The organism is Streptomyces sp. NBC_01381 (assembly GCF_026340305.1).
Classification (GTDB): Bacteria; Actinomycetota; Actinomycetes; order Streptomycetales; family Streptomycetaceae; genus Streptomyces.
The window spans coordinates 2,873,131-2,899,787 of sequence record NZ_JAPEPI010000002.1 but is presented as its reverse complement, the minus strand read 5'-3'; the positions used below and the strand labels follow the sequence as shown (position 1 = coordinate 2,899,787).

Genomic DNA, 26,657 nt, shown 5'->3' with positions numbered 1-26,657 from the left:
ATGCGTGCCTTTCCGTGGGTGACTGGCTGAGTGGATCTGGATGAGTGGATGAGGTGATGGCGTGGTGGTGCCGCGGCCAGGTCCCGGCCGCGTGACGGTGGTGCTCAGCGAGCGGGCGGCGGGAAGAAGCCGGACGCGACGAAGTGGTCGGCGTAGGTCCGGATGAGCGCGCCGTCCAGGGCCGGGAACGCGGGCCCTGAATCCGCAAGGCCGGTCAGGGTGTTGGTCCGGTCGAGACGGATCTGCCCCAGGCGGGACAGCGCGGGCAGCGTGTCGGTGAGCAGCACGGCCGCGTCAAGGAGTCCCGCGCCTGCCGACCGGTCCGCCTCGGCGTCCGCCTGCCGGCGCAGGGCCCGGGTCCAGTCGTCGAGGCCCATGGTGTCCAAGTGATAGCCGTACGCCCGCAGATGGCCGAGGACCACGTCGAAGGGGACGGGTTCGGGGCACGTGAGATGGTGCGCCAGACCGAGGCTGCCGGGGCGGCGGGAGAGATGGACGAGGGCGGCCGCGGCGTGGTCCACGGGGATCAGGTCGACCACGGGCGGCGGGTCGTCCTGACCGGCCGGGCGCGGCGCGGCCCCGATGACGAGCATGGCCCGCACGAGCTGCCAGAGCACGTCCTTGTCGGAACCGGCCCCACTGACGGTGTGTCCGCTCACCCGGCCGAACCGGTACACGCTCACCGGGAGCCCGCGCTCGCCCGCCTCCCACACGAGCTGCTCCGCCGCCCACTTGCTGGCCGTGTAGCCGCCCGGCATGAGGGACTCCGGGCGTACCCGGTGGGACTCGGGCACGGGGGCGAGGCCCTCGAAGTCCTCGTCGGTGCTCACGGAGACCGCGGCCGTCGAGACGTGGTGGACCGGCACCGGGACCGAGCGGGCCGCAAGGCGAAGGACCTCCTGGGTGCCGGACACGTTGGCCGCCCTCAACCGGGCATACGGTTCAACCGCGTTGACCCGCGCGCCATTGTGATAGATGACGTCAGTCAGGTCCGCCAGGGCGTCGAACCGCTCCGGGGAGAGGCCGAGCAGGGGCTTTTCCAGATCGCCGGGCACGGGCACGATCCGGCTGCGGGTGAACTCGTTCCACAGCCCGTACTCCACCAGGCTCCGCCGGATGCGCGCGGCCCCCTGCTCGGTGTCGTCCGCGCGGACCAGACAGTGGATGTCGGCACTCGTACGGTCGAGGAGTTCGCGCAGGAGGAAGGAGCCGAGGAAGCCCGTCGCGCCCGTCAGCAGGATGTTCTCGTGGTCCCTCGCGTCGTCGGACGGCCCTTCCCGCCGGGGCCCGACGGTGATCCGCGGATCGAGCACGGCGTCAGCCGCGAGGTCGGCGGGGGCCGGACCGGATGCGGACACGTCCGCCACGCCCCGGTCCGTCGATGTGCTCACCCCGTCGACCGCCTCGAGGAGCGCGGCCACCGACTGACGTTCGAAGAGGGTGCGGACGGGCAGTTCCACCCCGAGGCGGCGGCGGATCCCGCTGATCACCCGGGTTACCAACAGGGAGTGCCCGCCCAGGTCGAAGAAGCTGTCGTCGATGGTGACCTGCGGGACGTCCAGGACCTCGGCGTACAGCTCGCACAGGATGCGCTCGCGCGGATTGCGCGGCGCCCGGCCCGCCGACAGCGTCGCGAAGTCCGGCGCCGGGAGCGCGGCCCGGTCCACCTTGCCCGTCGCCGCGAGAGGCAGCGCGTCCAGAACCGTCACCGAGGCCGGGACCATGTGGTCCGGCAGCAGACCGGCCAGATGGGAGCGCAGCTCAAGGCCGTTCAGGTCCGCCGAGTGACCGGCGGGTACGGCGTATCCGGCGAGGCAGGTGGCGCCGCGGCTGTCCTCGCGTGGGACGACCACGGCCTGCGCGACGTCCGGGTGGGCGCTCAGGGCGGCCTCGACCTCGCCCGGCTCGACCCGGAACCCCCGTATCTTGACCTGCCCGTCGGCGCGGCCCATGTACTCCAGTTCTCCGTCGCTGTTCCAGCGAACGATGTCGCCCGTGCGGTACATCCGGGAGCCGGGGGCGCCGAACGGGTCCGCCACGAACCGGTCGGCCGTCAGCCCCGGCCGGTGCAGATAGCCGCGGGCGAGTCCGGCCCCGGAGACGTGCAGCTCGCCGGGGATCCCGGGCGGCACGAGACACAGGTCGCGGTCGAGGACGTAGGTGCTCGCGCCCACGGTGGGCCTGCCGATCGGAGGCGTACCGCCGCCGGAGAGCGGGGAGCTGAGCGTGGCGCACACGGTGGTCTCGGTCGGGCCGTAGCCGTTGATGAAGCGGCGTCCGGCCGACCAGCGCCGGACCGTCTCCCCGGACGACGCCTCACCCGAGACGATCAGCGCGGACAGGGAGGTCAGCTGAGCGGGCTCCATCACGGTCAGCGCGGCCGGGGGCAGCGTCGCGTGCGTGACGGCGTGCCGCTCGACCAGGTCCGCCAACCCGGGCCCGGGCGCGGTGAGTTCGGCCGGTGCCATCACCAGCGTGGCGCCGGTGAGGAGTCCGCCGCACAGCTCCCACACGGCCCCGTCGAAGCTGTGCGACGCGAACTGGAGGATCCGGCTCGACGCCGTCACCCCGAACCGCCGCAGCTGCGCCTCGACGACACCGGAGAAACCGGAGTGGGTCACCACGACGCCCTTGGGGCGGCCGGTGGACCCGGACGTGTAGATGGCGTACGCGGGACTCGTGTCCGTCAGCGGGCGTACCCGCTCGCCGTCGGCCACATCCGTCTCCCGGCACAGGCCGACGGTGTGCCGGGTCTCGGCCCGGTCCAGGACGACTCGGCGCATGCCGGGGGTGCCGGGAACGTCCGGCAGGGGAAGCGAGGTGCCGGAGTCGGTGAGCAGCAGCGCCGGGCGGACGTCCTCGAGCATGAACCGGAGCCGCGACGCGGGGTAGTTCGCGTCCAGCGGCAGATAGGCGCCTCCCGCCTTCAACACGGCGAGGGTGGCGATGACCGAGTCGACCGTACGGGGCAGCGCGATGGCCACGTACTGCTCGGGGCCGACGCCGCAGCCGACGAGATACCGGGCGAGCCGGTTCGCCCGGGCATTCAGCTGACGGTACGTCAACTTCCTTACGGGTCCCACTCCGTCGTCGAAGACCAGCGCCGTCGCCTCCGGGGCCCGCTCGACCTGCGCCTCGAACAGCTCGGGCAGGGGCAGCCGCGGTACGTCCCGCACGCTGTCGCGGCCCTGTGCAAGGAGCCTTTCCCGCTCGTCGGCGAGCACCACGTCGAGCGCGCCGATCCGCTGCCCGGGGTCGGCGGTGACCGCGTCGAGGAAACGCAGGAACCGTTGGACGAGACGCTCGACACTGCCGCGGTCGAACAGGTCGGTGCTGTACTCCGCCACCCCGTCCATGCCCTGCGGGCGCTGGTCGGCGCCCCGGGACTCCCGCAGGCTCAGCGAAAGGTCGAACCGGCAGGCACCGGTGCTCACCGCGCGCTCCCCGACGGCCAGGCCCGGCAGCTCCGGCGCACCCTGTGGAGCGTTCTGGAGGGCGAGCATCACCTGGAACAAGGGGTGGTGGGCCGTCCCGCGCGCCGGGGCGAGGGCGTCCACGAGGCGCTCGAACGGCATGTCCTGATGGGCGTACGCGGCCAGGTCGGTCTCCCGCACCCGGGCGAGCAGATCTCGGAAGGCGGGGTTCCCCGAGGTGTCGGTGCGCAGCACCAGGGTGTTGACGAAGAACCCCACAAGACCGTCAAGCGCATGGTCCGTGCGGCCCGCGACCGGGGTGCCGATCGCGATGTCGTGGCCCGCGCCCAGTTTCGTCAGCAAGGTGGCGAGCGTGGCGTGCACCACCATGAACGGGCTCGCCCCGCACCGCCCTGCCAGGTCCACGATCCGCCGGTGCAGATCGGCGTCCACGGTGAAGTGCAGGGTGTCGCCGCGGTGCGACGCGGACTGCGGCCGGGGCCGGTCCAGGGGGAGTTCGGCGCACTCGGGCAGCCCGGTCAGGGCACTGGTCCAGTAGGCGATCTGGCGGGCGGCCGGACTGCCGGGGTCGTCCTCGTCGCCCAGGAGCCGGCGCTGCCACAGGGTGTAGTCCGTGTACTGGACCGGCAGGGGTTCCGTGCCCGGGGCCTCGCCGGAACGGCGCGCGGCGTAGGCGGTGGCGAGATCCTGCCACAGCGGTGCGAGGGACCATCCGTCGCAGGCGATGTGATGGACGGTCAGCGCCAGGACGTGACGGTCCGGGGCCGTGGTGAACAGGTGGGCCCTGACCGGGACTTCGCTCGCCAGGTCGAACGGCCGGCGCACCGCAGCGGCCACCGCCGCGTCGAGTTCCGCGGGCGGCACCGTGCTGATGTCCAGCGGCGGCCGTGCGGCCCCGCCGTCCAGGACGAGCTGTCGGGGCACACCGGCCGTTTCGGGAAAGACCGTCCGCAGGCTCTCGTGGCGCTCAAGGACATCGCCGAGCGCGGCTTCGAGAGCTGTCCGGTCAAGGTCGCCCTTCAGTTCAAGGACGAGGGGGACGTTGTACGTCGCGCTCGGACCCTGGAGCCGGTCGAGGAACCACAGGCGGCGCTGTGCGAAGGACAGCGGTATCTGGTCCGGGCGCTCCATGGGCTGGAGCGGGGGCCGGTCACCTGCCGACGCCTGGCGCACGGCCTCGGCCAGACCGGCGACGGTCGGTGCCTCGAAGACGCTGCGCACCGGCAGCTCGAGGCCGAGCGCCGACCGCAGCCGGGAGCTGAGGCGGGTGGCCGACAGGGAGTGCCCGCCGAGCGCGAAGAAGCTGTCGTCGATGGTGACCCCGGACACGCCGAGGATGTCGGCGAACAGCCCGCACAGCAGCTCTTCGAGAGGGTTGCGGGGCGGCCGCCCGTCCTCGGCGGAGCGGATGTCGGGCTCCGGAAGCCGGCGCCGGTCCACCTTGCCGTGCGGCGTCAGGGGCAGGGTCTCAAGGACCACCGTGGCGGCCGGGATCAGGTACTCGGGTAACCGCTCACGCAGGAAGGCGCGGACCGAGGCGACCAGGGTGCCGGTGTCGCGCACGGTCGCGGGGGCGTTGACCAGCGAGGTGAGCGCCGTACCTGCCGGTGCCGGGGCGGCGGCGCCGGGCGGGCGGCGGGTCAGCACGACGTCGAGGGCGTCATCGATGGTGGCGGACCAGGTGACGGCCGCCCGAAGCCCCAACTGGGCGGCACATTCGTGCAGTTGCTCCAGTACGAGGGGCTCGGTGTCGTCCTGACCGCTCAGCGGGCGGATCCGGCCCGGGCCGCCCACACCGTCAAGGGCCCGCAGCGCCGCGGCGACAGGTGCGATCCGGTGGTCGGGCACGCCGGTGAGGCGGATGTCGACGGGCCGTCCGGCGTCGAGGCATCCGGCCAGCGATTCCAGATCCGGTACGTCCTGACCCCACCGCAGCTCTTCCACGGGCGGTTCGGGAGCCGCTTCGTGTCCGGCCTTCCGCAGGACGGCGTCGTAGCGATAGCGGGTCAGCTCGTTGACGTACCGCCCCCGCTTCACCCGCACCTCGCTGCCGCCGATGCCGGGGACGGCACCCGCCAGTTCGGTGAAGAACGCCGGGTCGACCAGGAGCTCCTTCTCGCGGACCATGCCGTGCTCGACGGCGGCGCGGAGTGCGCCGGGGCTCGACGGCAGGTCCGGGCGGCGCAGCTGGACATCGGTGTGGAAGGCGCGAAGGAGGCGCAGGTTGCGTACGTCCCCGACGAAGACGGACCCACCGGGGACGAGCAGTTCGACGGCCTTGGCCAGGACGTCCGTGAGGTAGTGGGCGTCGGGGAAGTACTGGCTGACGGAGTTGATGACGACGGTGTCGAAGAAGTCGGCGGGCAGGCCGCTGATGTCGTCGGCCGCACGGGCGCGCAGCTCGACCCGGTCCGCGAGCGAGGCGTCCCGGCGCACCAGTCCGGTCAGTGCCTCGATGACCTGGCCGGACAGGTCCGTTCCCCAGTAGGCGTCACACTGCGGAGCAAGGCGGGACATCAGCAGGCCGGTGCCCACGCCTATCTCCAGGACCCGACGCGGGTTGAGTTCGCGGATGCGCTCCACGGTCGCGTCGCGCCACTCCCGCATCTGCTCCGTCGGAATGGGCTGTCCGTCGTAACTGCTGTGCCAGCCGGAGAAGTCCTCGCCGAAGCGCGCCCGGGCGACATCGCTGTAGAGCGAGTCGTAGATCCCCTGCCACTCGCTCACCGAGTCCGCGTGCGGGGCGCCCTGCCCGGGCCCGGCCTCATCGGCGGGCACGACGTAGCCGACGAGCCGTTTGTGCCCGGGCCGGTCCTCCCTGGTCACGACCGCGGCCTGGGCGACACCCGGGTGCTCCGAGAGGACGGCCTCCACCTCGCCGGGCTCCACGCGGAAACCGCGGATCTTCACCTGGTCGTCGCTGCGGCCCACGAACTCGAGGAGACCGTCCGGCCCGCCGCGCACCAGGTCACCGGTGCGGAAGAGCCGGGCGCCGGGCTCTCCCAGCGGGTCGGCGACAAACCGCTCGGCGGTCAGGTCGGGGCGATTCCAGTAGCCACGGGCCAGGCCCGAGCCGCCGACGTACAGCTCCCCGACCTCGCCCGGCGGCACCGGGTGCAACTGCCCGTCGAGGACCTCGGTGCGCATGCCGGACATGGCGGCGCCGATGGGAACCACGGTGCCCGGGCCACCGGCGCCGGCGACCCGGTGGCAGGTGGCGAACGTCGTCGTCTCCGTCGGCCCGTAGCCGTTGACGACCGCCGTGCCGGGACAGGCCCGAAGGACGCGCCGGACGGCCGCGGGGGAGACCGCGTCCCCGCCGGTCCACACTTCGCGCGCGCCGCGGAAGCACTGCGGGTCCTCCTCCGCGAGGACGGCGAACAGCCCGGCGGTCACCCACAATCCGGTGACCCCCGCATCCGAGACGGCCGAGGCGATGCCGCGGGCGTCCAGGTCACCCGGGGGCGCGACCACGACCGTCCCGCCGCACAGCAGCGGCACCCACATTTCGTAGGTGGACGCGTCGAAGGCGTGCGGCGAGTGCAGCAGGACCCGCTCGTGGGCGCCGCTGTGCCAGGCCTTGTCCCGGGCCAGGCCCACGACGTTCTCGTGGGTCACGGCCACGCCCTTGGGTGTACCGGTGGAGCCGGAGGTGAACATCACGTAGGCGAGCTGCCGCGGTTCGGCGGGGACGCCGGGGGATGCGGGGCCCTCGTGCCCGTCCGGTGCGCCGGGCGGCACCGGCAGGACGCGCGGCCCGGCGGCGCCGAACTCGGCCTGGGGACGTGGCCCGTCCGTCAGGATCAGCCGGGACCCGGTCTGCTCGACCATCGACCGCAGCCGCGATGCGGGCTGCCGCGCATCCAACGGCACATAGCAGGCACCGGACTTGACGACGGCGAGCAGCGACACCACGAGCTCGGCCGAGCGTTCCATCAGGATCGCCACGGTGGAACCCGGACCCACCCCCTCCGCGGCAAGGCGCCGGGCCAAGTGGTCGGAACGGGCGTCGAGTTCCCGGTACGTCAGGGCCGTGTCCTCCTCGGCACCGCAGATCAGTGCGGTCGCGTCGGGAGACAGCTCAGCCTGCCGCGCGAAGGCCTCCGGGAGGGAGTGGTGCTGTGCGGACACGCGTCAACTCCTCTGCGCCGGCTTCCCGGAGCACGGCGGTGCCGACATGCCGGTCGGCCGCACAGGAGGAAGGGCGCACTCAGTCGTCTGGTGAATACGTCATCGAACGATGCGTAGCGATCATGTCGCAGAACGTTGCGACGCGAACCGGGGCGGTGGCCGATTCGGCCGTTCTTGCAGCCGACTGATCGGTCGTGTGGCGCTTTGTGGTCAATCCGCAGGTGCGGTCGCTTCCGGAGGCGGCACCACTGGGGCGCGGGCCCCGGCCGCGCCACCGGACCACAGGGCGCAGTCGTGAGGTGACCCGTCAGATGTGCGGTCCGGAGATTGGCCGGAATGCAGTTCCGAGGGGTGGTTCGTGGGAAATGTCGGGCAAGGTCCGGCATGCTCCGCGCCGTACGGGGAAGATCACGCTCGCTTTCGGCGACACGGCGCAGGGGGACGCGGTGGACGTCACCGGTGAGCTGCTGAAGGGGAGGCCAGGACCATGACCGCCGACAGGCGCGGAGTCACAGCCGAAGTGGTCGGAGAACTCTACGACCAGGGAACCGAGTTGCTGAGCGCCCTCATGGGCGGCAGCCTGCACTACGGATACTGGGACGGCCCCGCCGACACCGGTTCCATGGCCGAGGCGTCCCGGCGCATGACCGACCTCATGATCGACAAGCTCGCGGTGCGCAGGGGCGGACGGGTCCTCGACGTCGGCTGCGGCACCGGCAGCCCGGCCCTCCGGCTCGCCCGGTCCACGGGCGCGGAGGTCGTCGGCATCACCATCAGCCGCCAACAGGTCCGGCTCGCGAACCTGGCGGCCGAGGCCGAACGGCTGGGCGGCCAGGTGAAGTTCGAACACGGCGACGCGGCCGACCTCCGCTTCGCCCCCGGGTCCTTCGACGCGGTGTGGCTGTTCGAGTCCCTGCTGCACATGCCCGATCCGCGGCGCGTACTGAAGCAACTCGCCACGATCCTGCGACCCGGCGGCCGCCTGGTCATCGCGAACCTGGTGCGGCGCACCCCGGTCACCGAGGCCGAGGAGGCCGGCCTCGCGGCGTACCTCCAGATGGCCGGCATCGCCTCGATCGCCCCGCTGGACGACTATCCCGGCCTGGTCACCGACGGCGGGCTCGTACTGGACGAGCTCCTCGACGTCTCCGACCACAGCGTCCGCAGGACCCTCGAGTGCGTCCTCGCCGCGCTCTCCGACGCCGTGGTCCCCGAGGTCGCGGAGACCGACGCGGCGAGCGAGGCGCTCGGGCGGGCAAGGGCCGTCGTGGAACAGTTCGCCGCGACACGGGGCATCGGGTACGCGCTGGCCGTCGCGTCGAAACCGGTGCGCAAACTTCCCGGGTGAGATCTTCAGGCCGTTCTCGGCCCGACCTCGCGCAGACCGGTACGACCCTGGGTAAGCGCAGGTGCGACCATGTGCGCACGACTGGCTACGGATTGCGGTCATTTGCCGCCAACTCCACTTGTCCTGCGTAGTGGTGTTTCGGATGATGCTGAACATTGGCTGAAATAGCCGTACTTACTGCTCCATAGTCGAATGAATCTCTCCGGATGACGGATGTCCGCGATCACCGGATGAGACGATCCGATCGTTTGCGCCCGTTACGTGTTCCCAGTCGTGCAGGGAGAGTCAATGGAAGCCGCTGCTCTCACACCGGACACGGGAGTCGCCGCCGAGATGGTGGGACGGCCCGTGCGCTTCGAGTCCCGGAGGTACCGACCGACCGACAGCTACGCCGACATCGCTTGCGACAAGATCCGGCGCGGGAGCGAGGTGCTCGGCGCGAGCGAGAGCGAACGACGGTCTCGACTCGCCCTGGTCCGCGAGCTGTTAGGGGACTGGGGTGAACTCCCCGCGGGGAAGCCGCCCGAGCGCGCGTGCTGGGTCGCCATCGACGGCATGCCTTTCGAAGTGTCGTTCGCCTGGGCCGACGGCCAGAGCGAGCTGCGCCTCTCACTGGAGACCCCGAGTCACCCGGGTACGTCGCTGGCCCGTCAGGAAGACGGCAGGGCGTTCACCCGGGCTCTGGCCGGCCGTCCGGGAGTCTCGATCGAGCGCTATCTCGCCGTCGAGGACCTCTTCACCGACCGGGACCCGCGCGGATACTTCTCGCTCTCCCACGGGGTTGCATGGCGGGGCGGACACCCGCTCTACAAGATCTATCTCAACCCCGCCGTCGCCGGCCGCGAGCACGCCGTCGCCCGCACGGAGGAGGCCATGGTCCGGCTGGGCATGGAACGCCCCTGGCGCGCCCTCGCCGACCACCTGGGCGGCGTCCATGGCATCGCGCACGAGCCTGCCGCCCTGGCCCTGGACCTGTCCGACAGCCAAGAGGCGCGCTGCAAGGTCTATCTCGCACACACAGGTGTGAGCGCCGACGACATCGATGCCCAGTCGGCCGTCGCCCGCGATCACGTACCCGGCTCCTTCGCCCGTGCTCTTGAACGCGTCACCGGACACCGCGAGTCCGGATGGCCGAAGCCCCCCGTCACCTGCTGGGGCTTCAACTCCGCGCAAGACGCCCCGAGTGCCACGCTCTATGTGCCGCTCATCCCCGGTCACAGCCACGACGCGTCCGCACACGACCGCGTGGCGGCCTTCATGCGCGAGGAGAACGTGGACCCGGCGCCCTACACGGCTGCCCTCCACGCCCTGGCGGACGGCCCGCTGAAGGAGTCGGTGACCCAGAACTTCCTCTCCTACCGCGGTGGTTCGGCCCCGCGCTTCGCCGTCTACCTCGCCCCGGGCACGTACCGCCCGGCCTGACGGCGGTGACCGGCAGGTTCCCGCACCACCGCACGCCGTTCCGCAGGTTTCCCCAGGCGCAGCCTTCACTGCTGCGCCGCCGTGCCGTTTTCCCGTCAGGAGGACATGTGTCGCAAGAGAGCCCCAACCCCAGCGCCGGACCGATCGCCCAGCAGGCCGATCCGATCGCCCCCGAACAAGTCGGCGCCTGGTACGACGAGTTCGGTGACGTCTGGCACCAGACCCTCGGCGAAAGCCTGCACTGCGGGCTCTGGGTGCCCCCGGACGCGCCGCACCCGGCCGGCCTGGATCTGGTCACCCTGTCGTCCGAGGCGCAGGACCGGTACACGGACTACCTGATCGGTCTCCTCCACCTCCGGCCCGGACAGCGCTTCCTGGACATCGGCTGCGGCCCGGGCCGCCCGGCCGCCCAGTTGGCGGAGCGGACCGGGGCGCACGTCACGGGCATCTCCGTGAGCAAGGAGCAGATCGACCGCGCGGGCCGGCTCGCGGCCGGCCGCGAAGGGCTGGCCTTCGAGCTCGCCGATGCCACTCAACTCCCGTATGACGACGAGTCGTTCGACGGCGCCTGGGCTGTGGAGAGCATCGGGCACATGGACCGGGCCAAGGCCCTGAAAGAGGCATGGCGCGTGCTCCGGCCCGGTGGTGAGTTCCTGGTCCTGGAGGCCGTGCTCGTCGCCGATCCGACCGCGGCCGATGCCGCCCTCTACGATCAGGTCCTCGTCAGCAATCTCCCCCTGCGCATGCCGGAGTTCTTCGGTCTGGTCGAGGACGCGGGCTTCCACACCCTTGAGCTCAAGGACCTGACGGCCAACCTCGCCCTGAGCATGGACATGGTGGAGCTTGGCTTTCACGACCGGCGCGAGGAGATGGACAGCCGGTTCGGGCCCGAGTACGCCGCGCAGATGGGTGCGGCCCTGCCGCCCGTTCGGGCCTTCATCCGCGAGAAGATCCGCTTCTTCCTGCTGCTGCTCCGCAAGTGATGCCGAGGTGAGGCGAGGCACTCGAAGATGCGAGAAGCCCGAGCAACTGCACGCTGCTGGGCTTCTCGCCGATTCGGCCACCGCGTCAGCCAGGGCGCGTCGCATGACGCCGGTCCCGCCCACACGGGGGTCGCTCTCCATGTGCTGGCACCGCGACCGCCACGCTCGCGTTGGCCCCGCCGCCCGCAGGGGTCATCCCAGTGCACGACCAGTGCACACCCCCTCGGGAACTCGCGGGAAACCCCCAGGCCAACCAGGCAAGGTCAGGGCCGCAAAAGCAGACGAGTCGGGCTGTACGCCGGGTACCGTCCGACTACCACCGCCCACAGCGCCGCCAAGTGGGAGCAAACAGACATGGGGGCTGGGAGGGAGCCCGCCCCCTCCCACCGCTCCCTCCCGCCGCTCCTGAACCTGCGACCCCTTGACCCCCAGTCAAGTGCGCGATTCTGGTTCGGAGTTCTGAAGGTCCGTTGGCATCCGTACGACGCCGTATGCGGAAGTACGGCGCCGCTGGGGCCCTCCGCCCCCTCCCCGACGAACTTGCCACATTCCCTGTTGCACGCAAGCGGATCCGACGTGGTGGGGGCACCGGCGAATCCAAGGGGAACTGGCCCGACTCGGGTATCGGATCGCCGCCTCGACAATGTGGGAGACCCTCAACGCGGCCGGTATTGGCCCCGCCGCTCCACGAAACAGGCGGTTGTACGCGCTGGTATTCCTCGAGCACCGCACCCGGCGGCTGCACATCACCGGGGTCACCGCCCACCCGACCCGGGCCTGGGCGGTGCAACAAGCGGGAAATCTCACCCAGCCTGGGCATACGCATCGAGTTCCAGGCCCGCAACCAGCTCATCAACGAGTACAGACATGCAGCATGACGTGCAGCGATGACGTTTCGAGCGGCGCAGGGGGGGCTGAGCGCAGCTTCGCCTGACTCCGCGGCTTCAAACGCCGAACGGCGATCTCGCTCAGATCCGGCCACCTGAGGCAATGTCAACTGCCCGATTGTGCTCCCATTCCCACTGGCCTGGGAGACACTGCGAAACGGTCGCAGAAGATCATTTCGCCGTGCTGCCACAGGTTCTAGGCGCGGCGGACATCGAAGATGTCGGTCTTGTCGTTCCAGTTGCCACCGTTGGGATATCCCAGACTCGAGAGGCGGGAGACATGAGCCGGAGCGTCAAGCTGCCTGACCCTATCGTTGACCGGCCACGAACGCTTGTCGATGATCCTGGCGTCGCCATAGTTGATGTGCCATCGATTGACCCAGTAGTAGACCGAGCTCAGCTTGTCGCGGCAGCCGTAGTTGGCGAGGTTCTTCCCGCCGTCGGCGGAGAACCGGAGAATCTTTCCTTCGTACTTGGCGTCCATATAGAGGCACCAGTAGTCGGCGACGCACCGGCTGGGGCGTGCCGCTGAGGCGTCGTCGCCGGCCCCTTCGATGGTCGCTTTGCGTGTCTCGGCGGGCAGTTCGGGATCGGTCAGTACCTCTTCGTCCGAGTCGTAGCAGTGGACCTCTCCGCTGGGCATCTCGGTGCAGCTGGTAGCGCCCTCCCATGACTCGGCGAGGTTGATCTTCCGGCCGTTGTACTCGGCGATCACCGGGTCCACCGGAATTTCTACCGGCGGCTCTTCCTCGGGAGTCTCAGTCGGGGCGGTGACGGAAGGTTCTGGGGTTGGCTCGTCGGCGTGGACGGCAGGGCTTCCGGCGAACAGAAAGGCGCCGACGGTAGCGGTGGCGAGAACCATGGCGGTCAGGGGTCTGCGTATCACGGGTTTTTCTCCGGTGTCGTGTCGTAGGTGTGCAGCCGGGTTCCGTCCGGGCCGTACACATTGAGTACGTAGCCGTGGTCGAGACGGACGCCTTCCCCAGCCAGGAAGGACGCCAAGTTGGTGGCGAAGTCGTCGAACTGCGCGTAGCCGCTCTTCTTCTGGGTCCATACGGTGAGGATCGGGAGTCCGCTCTTGTTCTTCGCCTGGCGGATACCGACTACGTCACGGCCCCCACCGGACGCGTGGTAGCGGTTGGCCAGATCAGTGGCCTGCGGGGAGGGTGACTCGCTGATGGTCGGGGGACCGGACGGACCCGTGCTGTCCTTGTGCGGTCCTGCGTCGTCTGTGCAGCCTGCGGTGAGGAGGGCTACGGCGAGGAGAAGTGCGGGGAGGAGTCGTTTCATCGTGTCAGTGTCGCGGCCCTGCGACGCCGGGACGGCAGCGAGGGGTCGACGATGACCCCGGCACCCTCGCCAGGAGTGGGGTTCCAGCCACGGATCTTCCCGGCAACCCGGGCCAGGCGAAGGTCGCCGGGGCCCACGTCTATGTAGAAGAGCGATTCGTCTGGCTTGGCATCGTCGCCGCCCCACCGGACGATGCCTTCGAGGTCGGCGAGGATGTCACGTATCACGAGCTCCTGGTGCGGGAAGAACCCGCCTTTCGCTCCCGGCGGGTAGTGGCCGGGGCGGATCTGTACGGCGGTTCCCGAAGCCTGGTTGCTCTCGGGCAGGCCCTTGCGGACCTTGCCCGGGGAGCGCCAGCCGATGACGTCGCCCGTGCGGAGCTCGTCGATCTCGTACTGGAAGCGGCGGATCACATGAACGAGGACGGTTTCCACGTCCCCGATGCGTACGGCTGCACTCATACCAACGCCGGCGACGGGCCGGTTCCAGACAGAGCCACCGTCGTTCACGACTTTCTCCATCTCCCAGCCGTTCGCGCTCGGCTTGCCCGTGAGGACGCGGTTCCGGTCAGGATTCGCGGATGTTCCCGCGGCTTGGGCAGGAGATGCCACGAGTGTGGTTGCGGTCGTCGCGAGTGCGGCACCGGCGAGGAGCGCCGTACTGTGCTTGAGGATGGTGCGGCGCGTTAGATCAGAAGTCATGCCTGACTCCAATTCAGGTCAAGACCGCACGGGCGGCCTGGAGCAGGATGTACGGGACAGGAATGAGAGCCGTGGCCTTCAACCATGGGGCGAGGGGCTTGTCGCGGTGTAGCGGGATCAGCACGTCGATGACGAGGATCATCAGCAGGACCAAACTGCCGGCTACGACCAAGACGAGCGTGGCCAGACCGGTTTGGTCGCAATCGGCTCCGCACACCTCGACGATGGCGGGGGGCTCCGTGTCGAATGTTGCGCCGGCGAACCAGTGGTGGTCGGCGAGCCACCACGCGCTGTGTAGCGGAATCATGGCAGGTATGCCGACCAGCAGATTGCCCCAGAACGCTGCTTGAGTCCGCAGAGGTCCTCTCACTGTCCGAGGTACTTCCGCATCGGCGCATAGTACTTGTCGTCAATCAACCGGTAGAGGCCCATGCGCTTCTTTCCTTCGCGCTGCGCGTCCGCATTGTCCAGCGCCCCCTGGTAGCGAATCAGGATCTTCTCGGTATCCGCATATGACGTGTTGAGTCCTGGACGGGCAACACCTATGAGCGAACCGTGGTACATGTGCACGTAGGGCACGGTGGCCATGGTGAACTGATCATTTGTCAGCAGCTTTGTCCATATCTCGAACAGTTCCTTGTCCTTGGACGAGTCACGCCGTGATGCCGCAGACAGAAGTCCCAGATCGACCGCATGGTTCCGTGCATTGATCGCAGTCGCGCCGAATATCTGCGCCAGGCCTGTGGACGAGTCACGCATCGAGTCTGTGACCCGGTCCGGCCACCAGTCGGGCAGCTTTCCGGTGTGGTATTGGTACACAGCAGCATCGGAGTACCGGTCGTCGACCGTGAGTACCTTGCTGATGTTGTAGTGCCGCATCTCCCAGAACACCGGTAGCTGGATCAGAGCTTTGCGCATCTTCAGCCTCCGAGCCAGGTCGGTGAATACGGTGTCCCAGTTCATGATGAAGTCGATGCACTCGGTGGTGGTCCACTTCGTGTACCAGTTGGATTCGGGAACATCGACCGATTCCATGTAGGCGCGGATGTCCTTTTGGAACTGATCCCACCAGGTCTTGTCGAACTTTACGTCCAGGTCCTTTTCAGGAGTGGTCGGCGGGTTGAAAGAGCTCTGGCCCTTGTCGCGGCCGGAAGCGATGTTGTTGTCGATCTCGATCGCTCCGTCACCGGAACCGATGGTCTTCGTGACGATCTGGTCGTAGGCCCAGTTCGTCGGCATGGAGTAGCCAAGGTTTCCGGAGAACCCACTGGACATGTTCGAGACGAAACTAGTCTCCGCGAGCCCCTGCCCGGAGACTCTGGAGCAGATATTGCGCGGTCCGTAGATACCGACCTTGTACTGGCCTCCCGCGGACTCGATGCCGTCGTTGATTCCTTGGAAGTGCGGGATGATGTGCGACGTGACTTCGTGGTCGACGGCGTCGTAGTCGACGGCGAAAAAGATTCGGGTGCCCGGCTTGAAGCCGTGCCTCTCCGCAGCGATCACGGCGGCCAGTCCATCTGCCATGCCCTGACCGATGCTGAAGGAATCGACACCGCGCCCGTATGTCTGCCAGATCGGGAAGCAGCTCAGCCCGTACTGCTTGATCGTCGCGAGCTCGCCGGGCTGGATCTCCTTCTCGTACGGCTTCTGATCCGGGAAGGGGTTGTAAAGGTAGCGGCCGACGTACTTGTAGCCGGCGTCCTTCAAGGCCTGCGCCCGAGCTGGGGTGATCTTTGTGACGCCGTCGCACGCCTCGCCCTTGCGGGACTGGTCGCCGTAGGAAACCAGCAGCGAGGACCAGGTCTGGAAGTCGCCCTTCCCGTTCACAGGCAGTTTGAGGAATGTCTGGAATTCTCGGACGGCGTCTTCCAGTACGCCTTGGAAAGAGTCCGACATGGAGACCGGGCGTTTGTTCAGTTGCATGGCTGCGGAGAAGAGCCGCACCCACACGCTGGATGGGCTGCTGATGGACACTGTGTGGTTCTTTAGTCCGGATTGAGTTCCGGGCCCGAAGACTCCGTTCGCGACACCATCAGCCATGCCCAGTTCATATTGGATTGCCAGGAGCATCGACTTGGCCACGTCGCGCGAGTGGTGACCGTCGCAGGGGATGAGGTAGTAGTCCTTGCGGAGCAGGTACTCGCCGTTCAACCACTGCTGGATGACGTTGATGCCGGTCGAACCGTTGTTGACCTTGACGTAGGCATCCATGTTGAACAGGCCCTTGACCTCCTTCGGCCACAGGTTCTCGTCCGGGTACGGACGGTACGAGCCACTGTCGAGCTTCATCTTCCATACTGCGGCCTTGACGCGAGCGTTGTACTTGCCGTCGATGTCACCGCCGTCGTAGCCCTTGCAGTACAGGGCGGACTGGATGATCCGGCAGAAGTTCGCCGACGGGATGGTGGTCTCGTTCAGCTTGCCGTACTTCTCGCCGAGGGCCCCGAGGGTGGCAGGCCCGAAGCTGTCGGACAGCGAAGAGATGCCCATCTCGTACTGCAGCGCACGGGTGAGGGCATACATGACGGTCCAGCTGGTCTGCCCGTTCTCCTCCAGCTTCGCAATGCCAAGGGTGGCGCCGTTGCCGTACGTCTTGTTGATGAACTGCTGGGCACGTTTGACCATCTCGTCCGCCATTGGTCCTCCTCAATCGTCGGTTGGTCAAAAGGGGAGCCCCGCAGCCCCGGACGGGGAGATGGCCGCAGCGGCCGGGGAAGGGTCAGTGGACGAGCGAAGAGCCAGCCAGCTGCCACGTGGTTGGGCCCTTGCCGTCGCCTTCGATGTCGTAGGTGACGGTGGTGTCCGATGACCACCAAGCGGCTGGATTGAAGCGAGTGGCTGGCGCCTGGCAGCTGAGGTCGGTGGCACTGACCCAGTCCTTGTTGAACTGTTCAGTGAAGTCACACGTCTTCGACGCGACCACGGTGTCCGCACTCGTCGCGGTGGTGCGCATCTCGGCGCGCGTGATGACCTTGAAGCTGGCGAAACGCTCGGACTTGTCCACTACCTGGTCGACCAAGATCTGCCGGTGCACCGTGGCGCGGGCCTGAAACTCGATCCCGTTGGCTGCTCCGCCGCACACGTCGACGGCGACGAGAGTGTCCGGCTTCGCGCCGGGCAGTGCCCGTTCACGAAAGTTGGTGTCGGTCGAGGCGCACAACTCGCCGGCTGTGCCCAGAGCTTGCGCCGGAATGGCGATGGCGATGAGGCCGGCAGCCAGTGCGGCCGAAGTTGCGAGGGCAGCGAAGACCCTGCATGCAGGGGGCGTTGTGCGAGCAGACGTGCTCAAGTAGGGCATCCTTTTCCGGGTGTGAGTGAGCTAGGCCGTCGGCTCGAATTCGTTGCAGCAGCGGCGCCCTATGGGGCTGCGCGCCAGGGCATGGCAAATACCAAGGACCACGCACAGAGTTCGGCCAAAATCGCTACAGCCCATGTCTCCCCACGCAGGGCTTCAGGGGCGATACAGCGAGACGCGTTGCCGCGCGAACATGCATTCCGGCTGAGTGTGCTGCATCAGTAATCCCCCCGGCCGCCCCGTGAGTACGCATGACGCCGGATTGGTCTGGACCGGCGAGCGCGATAGTCACCGTAGGCACACCAGGCACAGGCCGTACACCGTCGGGCAAACGCTTGGCTGAAAGCCCAGGCCGAGGCGGAGGAACCGGACGGTGCCGCAGATAGAGCGAGGGACCTGCGACCTCCTTGTGACCAAAGCGTGAAAGTGGACTCTGAGAAGGACCTCCTCCGACGGGCGAAGGTCGACTCAATTCGTATGGTGTGCTGCTCGAAAAGTCATCGCTGCAGGTAGCGGGAGTGATCCTGTGGGTGCCTAAAACTCGGCTACCCCTGCTGGCCTGGCCTTGCGGTCAAGGCCGGGCAGGGCGAGATCCTGAGGCATGGCTCTGCGGCTGCTGCATCTGACCTTCTCGAAGGTCCTAGGGTGGATTGCGTTGCTGGTGCGATCGGAGGCTTCCAAGAATGCGGAGATACTCGTACTGCGGCACCAACTCACTGTTCTCCGCCGCCAGGTTGGCCGGCCACACCCCTCATGGGCGGACCGGGCAGTGATTGAGGCGCTGTCCCGGCTGCTGCCCAAGGATGTGCGAGGGCGCCTGTTCGTCACTCCGGCACGCTGCTGCGCTGGCACTCCGACATGGTCAAGCGCCGCTGGACCTACAAACGGCGAGGCCCATGCCGACCGCCGGCCCAGCCCGTCCTACGGGAGCTGGTGCTGAGGATGGCCACGGAGAACCCGCACTGGGGATACCGGAGGATCGCAGGCGAACTGTGCAGGTGCCGGCAATTCATCCGGCCAGGTCACGACCTCATCACTGATCTCGGCCGTGCCCGTCGCTCCCCCACTGTCCCTTCACCTTGCCCGGCAACGGCATCATGACCTGTCGTGCTGCTGCGCCTGACTTACCTCGCCGTGTCCAACGCCCTCGTCCTGCTACGCCTGTTGCCGATGAGCGACCGAGAGAAGGACATGGAGATACTGGCGCTGCGGCACCAGCTACTGGTCCTGCAACGCCAGGTCGGCAGGCCCACATTCACCGACATCGACCGAACCATCCTCGCCGGCTCTCTCCACCACCTGCCGGTGGAGAAGCTGCGGCACCGCCTGCTACTGGTACGACCAGAGACGATCCTGCGCTGGCACCGTAACCTGCTCAATCGGCGCCATGCCGCAACCTGCGCGCCGAAACAACGCGGCCACCAGCCCACCACCGTCCGCTCGATCCGCGCCCTGGTCCTGCGCCTGGCCCGGGAGAACAGCTCGTGGGGGACCGCCGGATCCACGGTGAACTCGCAGCCTTGGGCATCAAGGTCGCCGCCTCCACCGTCTGGGAGATCCTTCGTGAGCACGGCATCCCGCCCGCACCGCAACGCGCGAGTACGACCTGGGCCGACTTCCTGCGCAGCCAGGCGGACGCGCTGCTCTCGTGCGACTTCTTCGAAACCCGCACCCTGACCGGGGCGCGTCTGTACGTCTTCGCCGTCATCGAGCACGCCACCCGGCGCATCCGGATCCTCGGTGCCACCGCACACCCCACCGCGGACTGGGCGGTACAGCTCGCGCGCAACCTCACCATGGACTTGGAGGACGTGGGCAGCAAGGCCAGGTTCCTCATACGAGACCGGGACTCCAAGTTCACCGATGCTTTCGACGCCGTGCTGACCGATGCGGGGCTGCAGGTCCTCGCCAGCGGTATCCAGATACCTCGAATGAACTCGATCACGGAGCCCTGGATACAGACCTGTCGTCGGGAATTGCTGGACCGCACGCTGGTGTGGAATCACAGCCATCTCCTGCACGTGCTCCGCGAGTTCGAGTTGCACTACCACCTCCACCGGCCCCACCAAGCGATAGACCAGGCAGCACCCCTGCGCGCCGTCCCCGCACCACTCCCCCGCGCACAGATCACCCAACTGAAGTGCGCGGGAGAGACCGCCTCGGCGGAGCCCGACACGAATACCAACATGCTGCCTGAGCTGCGCGGATGGAGTTTTCGGCAGGCGCAGTGCCACGCCGGCGCTATCGCCGGATGACTGAGCGAATCCAGGAGAGTTGCTGGGAGACCTCCCCGGCCTCGGCGCTCTTCTCCCGGTCGGAGCCGTTGAAGACGCCGATGAGGGTTTCGGTGCCACGGGGGCCGACAGTCATCACCGGGCCTCCGGAGTCGCCTCCGGCGGGAATCCCGGACACCTTCTTCATGCAGAAGTCGGGGCCGCCCGGTGCGGTGTGACCCGCGCACAGGGGGTCGTTCGGACGTACGACCTTCAGGTCCGACTGCTTGAGGACGGGAGACTGGCAGGCGCTCTCGTCCCTGGTGCAGGTGGCGCCCCACCCGTACTGCCGCACGGCCTGGCCGCGGTGGACACCGACCGTGGACAGGCGCGCCGTGCGGACATTCATCGGGGCGACCTTGACGAGCATCATGTCGGCGTGCGCACTGCCCACGCGCTTGCCAGATATGGGGCGGACCTTGGTTCCCTTGCGCATGTCGAGATTGCCCACCCGGAAGGAGATCCGCCTGTCGGCGACCGGCTGCGCCTGCTCGTAGAAACAGTGTGAGGCGGTGAGGATCCACTGACGGGAAACCGCTGTCCCGGTGCACGCCGGTTTGCCGTCAACGAGCATGCGTACCGCCCACGGGCCGTAGGTGCTCTTTGACCCGCCGATGACAGCGGAGGCCGGAGCGGACGACATCACCGAGCCCATTACCAGCGCCAGGGCGGTCAGCAGCAGTACACGAACGCGACGCACCATGCAGAACAACTCCTCTCAGGGGGTCCAGCCGTACGCCTAGTGAGAGACCCCGCTGAGCAAAAACGTTCCGCACGAGCCCTACGACATCACGACAGCACAATGGCAGGCTCCGGGTCCCCGGCGGCAGCCGAGGACGTAGTCGGCGCAACCGGATGAGACACCGAAAGGCTGAGACAGCCCAGCAGGTGACATATCACCGTCTAGCGCGGTCGCGTCCGGCAGTTGCACGGCCCCGGCCACAACTTCCGGGAACGCAGCTGCCATCTGGGTGTCGCCTCTGGAGCGCAGCGCCACCTGGCCGGCGTCGATGGAGAGACCGGCCGGAGAACCGTCCCGCTTCGGCTCACCCGACCACCCTGGCAGCAGCGCAGGGTGGGACACAGGGGTGGCGAGCATCGGTTCCGGCAGTGTCCACGTCACAGCCCATGCCTTCCCCCCCCAGCCCGCCCGTCGGCAAACCGAGTGCGCGTACGCCCCCGACTACCGGCCCGACCACGGCAAGTCAGCGCACTACAACACCTCGCCGGGGGGGCTGTGTGCTGAGCTCCTGGCGCACGTCCAGGCAGCGCAGCCGGACACGGGCTGCCCGGATCCCGTGTCGTACGGTCTGATGTCGCGGCCGCCCACCGTCCGCAACGGATCTCACCGAACCCGGCGGTGCCGCCGGTGCGGCCGAAAGATCTGAACCAATACCGGGAATCAGGCCGCGACGAGCTCCTGCTCGCGGTCCGGCGTCTTGACCTTGGGCTTCTTGTTCGGCAGCGAGAGCCGGAAGACCTTGTGCCACGCGGAGAACACCTGCTTGGGCAGCGGGCCGGTGACGTACTCCAGCTCGTACTTCTCGAACAGTGCGCGCACCTTCACCGCGACCTCGGCGTACCGGTTGCTCGGCAGGTCCGGGAACAGGTGGTGCTCGATCTGGTGCGACAGATTGCCGGTCATGAAGTGCATGGCCTTGCTGCCGCTGATGTTCGCCGAGCCCATCATCTGGCGCAGGTACCACTGGCCGCGCGTCTCGCCCTTGATCGACCGGCGCTCGAAGACCTGCACGCCCTCGGGGAAGTGTCCGCACATGATCACCGAGTGGGTCCAGAGGTTGCGGACCAGGTTCGCGGTGAACGTGGCGCCGAGCGTGGGAAGGAACGACGGGCCCGACAGCAGCGGGTGGATCACGTAGTCCTTGAGCACCTGCTTGCGGATCTTGCGGCCCACGGCCTTGGCCCGCGCGCGGAACTCCGGGTTCTTGCGGCGGCGCTTGTTCAGGTTCTTGCCGAGCTCCAGGTCATACGCTGCGATGCCGTACTCGAAGAAGCAGGCGTTGATGAAGTTCCACAGCGGCTGGCCGAGGTGGAACGGGTGCCACTTCTGGTCCTCGTCGACGCGCATTATGCCGTAGCCGAGGTCGTTGTCCTTGCCGATCACGTTGGTGTACGTGTGGTGCAGCTCGTTGTGCGAGTGCTTCCACTGCTCGGACGGCGAGACGTGATCCCACTCCCAGGTGGTGGAGTGGATCTTCGGGTCCCGCATCCAGTCCCACTGGCCGTGCAGGATGTTGTGGCCGATCTCCATGTTGTCCATGATCTTCGCCACGGACAGCCCGGCGGTGCCGAGCAGCCACGCGGGCGGGAAGATCGAGAACAGCAGCACGCCCCTGCTGACCAGCTCGAGCTTGCGCTGCGCCGAGATGACCTTGCGGATGTAGGCGGCGTCTTTCTCACCGCGGCCGGCGATCACCTCGTCGCGGATCGCGTCCAGCTCGCGGCCGAGCTCCTCGATCTGCTCCGCGGTCAGGTGGGCGGTGGGGTCGATGGCGGTCAAGGTGCTCCTACCGTTCGATGTCGCAGGGGCCCGCCGCGGCGGACACGCAGGTCTGGATGAGGACGCCGGGCTCGGCCTCGGTGATCTCGCCGGTGCGCAGGTCGCGGACGGCGCCCGCCTTGAGCGGCGTGACGCAGCCGAAGCAGATGCCCATGCGGCATCCGGAGGGCATGAGCACGCCGGCCTCCTCGCCGATGTCCAGCAACGGCGTGGCGCCGTCCGCGTCGACGGTCTTGCCGGTGGCGCTGAACGTGACCTCGCCGCCGTCGCCGGCGACGACGATGCTGGGGCGGAAGCGTTCGGTGTGCAGGCGCTCTTGGACGCCGTGCTCGGTCCAGTGCTCTTCGGCGGCGTCGAGCAGGCCCGCGGGCCCGCAGGCCCAGGTCTCGCGCTCGGCCCAGTCGGGCACGAGTTCGTCGAGACGGGCGATGTCGAGCATGCCGTCTGTGTCGGTGTGCACCTCGGTGAGCCGCAGCTTCTTGTCCGCGACCAGGTCGTGCAGTTCGTTGCGGAAGATCACGTCTTGCGGCTGTGGCGCGCAGTGGACCATGACGACGTCGTCGAACTCGATGTCGCGCAGCATGCCCATCACGGGCGTGATGCCGCTGCCGGCCGTCAGGTAGAGCACCTTGGCGGGCTTGGCCTGCGGCAGCACGAAGTCACCGGCCGGCTGGTCGAGCTGGATCAGCGTGCCCGGTTTCGCCCTGCGGACCAGGTGGTTGCTGACCTTGCCGTCCTCGATCGCCTTCACGGTGATCGTGACGCGGCCGTCTGGGCGGTTTGTCGGCGAGGTGATGGAGTAGGCACGCCACAGGCGCACCCCGTCGACGTCGACCCCGATCCGCACGTACTGACCGGCTGTGTGGCCGCGCCAGCCCCGTCCCGGCCTGATCACGATGGTCGCGGCGTCACCCGTCTCGGGGTGCACGGCCTCGATGCGCCCACGCAGGTCAGCGCCCGCACGCAGCGGGCCGACCAGGTCGAGGTAGTCCGACGGCAGCAGCGGCGTCGTGACCATCTCCAGCAGTTTCCACGCCCTGCTGCGGAGGGCTGTACTCGTCATGACCCCAGCTTGGTGCGCCTCAAGGCGTAAAGTCCTGACCACAGGACGTGAATCTGGTCGACTGAATTGTTCGCAGGGAACAAAAACATGAGCCAAGCAATCCGGAGGGCCAGCGAACTGGCCTTGGATGAGACGACGGTCACCGCACTTCGGGCCGTGCTGAAGACCACCGCCGACGAGGTTGTCCAGGCGATCATCGACGAGGTCCCCTCCTACGCCAACGCCCTGTCGGGCCGCATGGGCGGCACCATCCGCCGAGCCGTCCGCACCGCCCTGGGGCACTACCTGGACCTCGCGAGCGGGAACGCCACAGGCGGCGACGCCGGTGACGCAGCCTACGAGCTGGGCCGCGGCGAGGTGCGCGACGGCCGTTCGATGGATGCCCTGCTCAGCGCCTACCGCGTCGGCGCCCGCGTGGCCTGGCGATGCCTGGCAGCGGGAGCCGTACCCGCAGGTCTGCCCGCAGCCGAGGTCGCCAAGTTCGCCGAGCTGACCTTCGCCTACATCGACGAGCTCTCCGCCGCGAGCGCGGCGGGCCACGCCGACGAACTGGCCGCCCGGGGCAGGGCCCACGAGCGCCACCTGGAACAGCTGGCCCGTGACCTCCTCGCCGGCGCGAGCCCGGACGTGCTGCTGGCCTCTGTTCAACGGGCCGGGTGGCAGCCTCCGGTTTCGCTGACCGCGGTCCTGCTGCCCGCCGTCCAGGCCCGGCCTGCCTACCGCGCGCTCGACCCGAGCACCCTCGTCCTGGACGATCTGCCGGATTCCACCGGTGTGCTGCTCGTCCCCGATGCCGACCGGTCACATCTCTTGCGGCAGCTGACCGACCGCACCGCCGTGGTCGGCCCGGCCCGGCCATGGACTCGTGCGTCCGCCTCGTACGCGCGAGCCGTACGCGCACGCTCCCTCTCCTCTGATATTCGCGACACCGAGGACCACCTGCCCGAGCTGGTGCTGAGCGCCGACGCGGAGGCGTTCGCAGACCTGCGTGCCCGAGCCCTCGCACCGTTGCGGACCTTGCCTGCCGCGACCGCACGGCGGCTGGAGGAGACGTTGCGGGAGTGGCTGCTGCACCAGGGCAGGCGGGAGGAGGTGGCGGCGGCGTTGTTCGTCCATCCCCAGACGGTCCGGTACCGGATGTCGCAGCTGCGGGAGCTGTTTCCGGATCTCGCATCGCCGCACCGGGTCCTTGAACTGACGCTGGCGGTCGGTCTTGGGGTCAGCTGACGCGTACGTCGGCCGTCCACGGCCGCGTCCGCGAGCGGTCCAGGAATCGTGCCTCGTCCTCGGTCCCATCAACTGGCTCATGCGGCCCAGGGAAGAGCGGCATGAGCACGCTGAGACCGGGGGTTGATGTGAAGACCAGACAAGGCCTCGAGAAGACCGTCGGGGGCGCTGTCTCTGAGAAGCTCGGTGGCGGATACGGCTCGACTGGATCCGGTGGACGATGTGCACCGGTCCCCTCGTCGACGCGCTCATCGAGCATCCGGTCGGTGATCTGGGCCTGCGACGGCCCCGTGCCTCCCTTCCGACAGGCCAACCGGACGACCGACCGGGCCGGCCTGGCACACCGCGCGAGGGATGATAGGGATGGAATGACGGAACGTGAGGTCAGGAGCTTCCATGGCAAAGCGGGTTCACCGACCCCGTGAGGACGCGGAGTTCAATTTCATCCTCGGGATGAGCGGAGTTCCGGTCCTCGCATACTTCACCGGGACATGGCCCAAGGCAATCGAGCCCTGCCGAGTGATGGACCTCGTCGTGGGTGGCATCGCCGACGACTACACGGGCCGCCTGACGGCCGTCCGCACCGACATCACGCGTTGTCCGGCCGCAACCGGGCGATACGGGATCACCGCAGCCCCGTCCTACGTCCTGCTGAAGGAGGGAGAGGCGGTGGCGCACGGCACGGGGCCTATGGCCATCGCCGAGGTACGGAAGCTCCTGGACGGCCACCTCTGAGCGGCCGCTGCGGCACGTGGCCGCGACGCCCGTCTCGTCTCGTCTATGGGAGCTGCGCCGCCTGAGACACCTTGGGGCTGAGACACCCCCACAGGTCACATAACACCGTCCTGGACAGTCCCCTCCGGCAGCGCCATAGCGGCCATCGCCAGGTCCATCCACACGGAGGTGACCTCCCGGCCGGACCGGGCCGCGCACCCGCTCCGCAGTGCGATGCGCGAGCATCCTGTGCCCGTCGTTTTCCAGACCTGGCCGTGTCTCATGAGACACCGTGATCAGGCTGTGGGCCGGACGCATACCCAGTTTCCAGATGTAGGCCGCGCGCCCCTGACCGGAACTGGTCCACGAACATGCCGTAGGCGCCCGCCCGACGGCTGTGCGACCGCGTCGCCGTCGGACTCGACCGCGCCCCGAAGCCGGGCTCGGCTCACGGTCCGCGCCAGAGGTTGGCGAAGGCAGCGTTCTCGATGGTCCGCCTCTGGCGTACGGCCTCCAGCTCCATCACCGCGTCGTGGACGGCGGCCACCACGGTCGTCACCGCCTCGTCATCGAGGCCGGGCTCATCATCGGATCGTTCGTCGTCGATGCCCACGACCGAGGCGAGGGCGGCCAGGACGGGTTCCTTCTCTTTCCAGCGGTCGGCTGCACGGCGGCGCGCGGGCGTATCGAGCAGTTCCACGCGTTCCGAGCCGAAGGGCAACCGGCCGCTCCGCTGCGCCTTCAGCTCACCGTTCTCCTCCAGGGCAGCCTGGTACGCGGCCGAGAGATCTCGGCCACGGCGCCACAGCCAGTCCTCGATCCGCTCGTAGGGCGCCTGCCGAGTGATCCCTGCCGCAGCCTCGTCCATGAACCGATCGTCCAGCGTCACCTGTCCACCCGGCACAATGCCCTCGCCGTCCACGGCGAGGGCCCCCGCACCGATGAGATCGATCAGCTCTGCTCCCGCGAGTGCGAGGGACAAGTCGCCCTGCCCCACGGAATGCTTCAGGTCCAAGGCGATGATGAACAGGTCTTTCGCCGTGGTCATGAACGGCTCCCCTCGGAGACATCGACAAAGGTGCGTGCCCACCAACCGGGCCCGCGTCCGAGGCCGGCCCGGCGGCAGGGCAACAGTCAACATCAGTATCGCCCCGCCCGCGCCGCCGAAGCCCTTCTCGCAAGGCGGCGGGAGCTTCTGCCGACGACCTCAGAACAGCGGGTCCTCGCTGTACTGGATCCCCGAGCCGCTTCGTCCGCCTGTTCGTCGAGCGGCTGCGAACGGTCGATAAAAGCAAGATCATCAGGCGCGTGGTGCCTCCGCACGAGTCCTGCCGCATGGAGGGATGAGACATGTTGAAGCTGTGG

Annotated in this window: 18 protein-coding genes and 1 pseudogene; 8 read left to right on the top strand and 11 right to left on the bottom strand. The window is 68.3% G+C overall.

What is annotated here, in order from left to right:
• Window positions 1-104 precede the first annotated feature (104 nt).
• Window positions 105-7,565, bottom strand: a complete 7,461-nt coding sequence (locus OG453_RS34465) for a non-ribosomal peptide synthetase (RefSeq protein ID WP_266872482.1) — start codon at window positions 7,563-7,565, stop codon at window positions 105-107.
• Window positions 7,566-7,930: 365 nt separating this feature from the next.
• Between OG453_RS34465 and OG453_RS34460 the strand changes: the two genes are divergently transcribed.
• From OG453_RS34460 to OG453_RS34440, 5 genes and pseudogenes are all read left to right on the top strand, one after another.
• Entirely contained in the window at window positions 7,931-8,056 is a 126-nt protein-coding gene (locus OG453_RS34460; protein ID WP_266872481.1) for a hypothetical protein, read from the top strand.
• A complete protein-coding gene (locus OG453_RS34455; protein ID WP_266872480.1) occupies window positions 8,053-8,913 on the top strand; it encodes a cyclopropane-fatty-acyl-phospholipid synthase family protein in 861 nt (286 codons plus the stop codon). The genes OG453_RS34460 and OG453_RS34455 overlap by 4 nt, the downstream gene beginning before the upstream one ends.
• A 288-nt stretch (window positions 8,914-9,201) precedes the next feature.
• On the top strand, window positions 9,202-10,335 hold the full coding sequence (locus OG453_RS34450; protein ID WP_266872479.1) for a tryptophan dimethylallyltransferase family protein: 1,134 nt from the start codon (window positions 9,202-9,204) through the stop codon (window positions 10,333-10,335).
• 107 nt (window positions 10,336-10,442) lie between these two features.
• Window positions 10,443-11,318: a class I SAM-dependent methyltransferase gene (locus tag OG453_RS34445; protein ID WP_266872478.1), complete on the top strand. Its 876-nt coding sequence runs from the start codon at window positions 10,443-10,445 to the stop codon at window positions 11,316-11,318.
• Window positions 11,319-11,898: 580 nt separating this feature from the next.
• Window positions 11,899-12,123, top strand: a pseudogene (locus OG453_RS34440) (integrase); the annotation flags it as partial.
• 278 nt (window positions 12,124-12,401) lie between these two features.
• Here the strand turns inward: OG453_RS34440 and OG453_RS34435 are convergent.
• The 6 genes from OG453_RS34435 to OG453_RS34410 all read right to left on the bottom strand — a co-directional run bounded on the left by OG453_RS34435 (window position 12,402) and on the right by OG453_RS34410 (window position 17,488).
• A complete protein-coding gene (locus tag OG453_RS34435; RefSeq protein WP_266872477.1) occupies window positions 12,402-13,067 on the bottom strand; it encodes a peptidase inhibitor family I36 protein in 666 nt (221 codons plus the stop codon).
• Between the two features lie 20 nt (window positions 13,068-13,087).
• Complete coding sequence (locus OG453_RS34430) at window positions 13,088-13,495, bottom strand: hypothetical protein (protein ID WP_266872476.1); 408 nt, start codon at window positions 13,493-13,495, stop codon at window positions 13,088-13,090.
• A complete protein-coding gene (locus OG453_RS34425) occupies window positions 13,492-14,196 on the bottom strand; it encodes a hypothetical protein (protein WP_266872475.1) in 705 nt (234 codons plus the stop codon). Before OG453_RS34425 ends, OG453_RS34430 begins: the two co-directional genes overlap by 4 nt.
• Window positions 14,197-14,209: 13 nt before the next feature.
• Window positions 14,210-14,503 carry a hypothetical protein gene (locus tag OG453_RS34420; protein ID WP_266872474.1) on the bottom strand — a complete coding sequence of 98 codons (294 nt, stop codon included), beginning with the start codon at window positions 14,501-14,503 and terminating at the stop codon, window positions 14,210-14,212.
• A 59-nt stretch (window positions 14,504-14,562) separates the two neighbouring features.
• A complete protein-coding gene (locus tag OG453_RS34415) occupies window positions 14,563-16,836 on the bottom strand; it encodes a glycoside hydrolase domain-containing protein (RefSeq protein WP_266872473.1) in 2,274 nt (757 codons plus the stop codon).
• An 82-nt stretch (window positions 16,837-16,918) separates the two neighbouring features.
• Complete coding sequence (locus OG453_RS34410; RefSeq protein ID WP_266872472.1) at window positions 16,919-17,488, bottom strand: hypothetical protein; 570 nt, start codon at window positions 17,486-17,488, stop codon at window positions 16,919-16,921.
• Between the two features lie 1,490 nt (window positions 17,489-18,978).
• On the opposite strand from OG453_RS34410, the gene OG453_RS34405 reads away from it, so the two are divergent.
• Entirely contained in the window at window positions 18,979-19,749 is a 771-nt protein-coding gene (locus OG453_RS34405; RefSeq protein ID WP_323178691.1) for an IS481 family transposase, read from the top strand.
• On the opposite strand, the gene OG453_RS34400 is transcribed toward OG453_RS34405, so the two are convergent.
• From OG453_RS34400 to OG453_RS34390, 3 genes are all read right to left on the bottom strand, one after another.
• Complete coding sequence (locus OG453_RS34400) at window positions 19,736-20,470, bottom strand: trypsin-like serine protease (RefSeq protein WP_266872471.1); 735 nt, start codon at window positions 20,468-20,470, stop codon at window positions 19,736-19,738. The genes OG453_RS34405 and OG453_RS34400 overlap by 14 nt on opposite strands.
• Window positions 20,471-21,169: 699 nt before the next feature.
• Window positions 21,170-22,288 (bottom strand): acyl-CoA desaturase, encoded by a 1,119-nt coding sequence (locus tag OG453_RS34395; RefSeq protein ID WP_266872470.1) that lies wholly within the window; start codon window positions 22,286-22,288, stop codon window positions 21,170-21,172.
• A 7-nt stretch (window positions 22,289-22,295) separates the two neighbouring features.
• A complete protein-coding gene (locus tag OG453_RS34390; protein ID WP_266872469.1) occupies window positions 22,296-23,351 on the bottom strand; it encodes a ferredoxin reductase in 1,056 nt (351 codons plus the stop codon).
• A gap of 87 nt (window positions 23,352-23,438) precedes the next feature.
• Here OG453_RS34390 and OG453_RS34385 point away from each other — a divergent pair, with 87 nt between their 5' ends.
• The gene (locus OG453_RS34385) at window positions 23,439-24,578 is read left to right on the top strand and encodes a CdaR family transcriptional regulator (protein WP_266872468.1); all 1,140 of its coding nucleotides are present in this window, start codon (window positions 23,439-23,441) and stop codon (window positions 24,576-24,578) included.
• Window positions 24,579-24,974: 396 nt separating this feature from the next.
• Window positions 24,975-25,313: a co-chaperone YbbN gene (locus OG453_RS34380; RefSeq protein WP_266872467.1), complete on the top strand. Its 339-nt coding sequence runs from the start codon at window positions 24,975-24,977 to the stop codon at window positions 25,311-25,313.
• A 427-nt stretch (window positions 25,314-25,740) separates the two neighbouring features.
• Here the strand turns inward: OG453_RS34380 and OG453_RS34375 are convergent, their stop codons facing one another.
• Window positions 25,741-26,340: a GPP34 family phosphoprotein gene (locus tag OG453_RS34375; protein ID WP_266872466.1), complete on the bottom strand. Its 600-nt coding sequence runs from the start codon at window positions 26,338-26,340 to the stop codon at window positions 25,741-25,743.
• Between the last annotated feature and the right edge of the window lie 317 nt (window positions 26,341-26,657).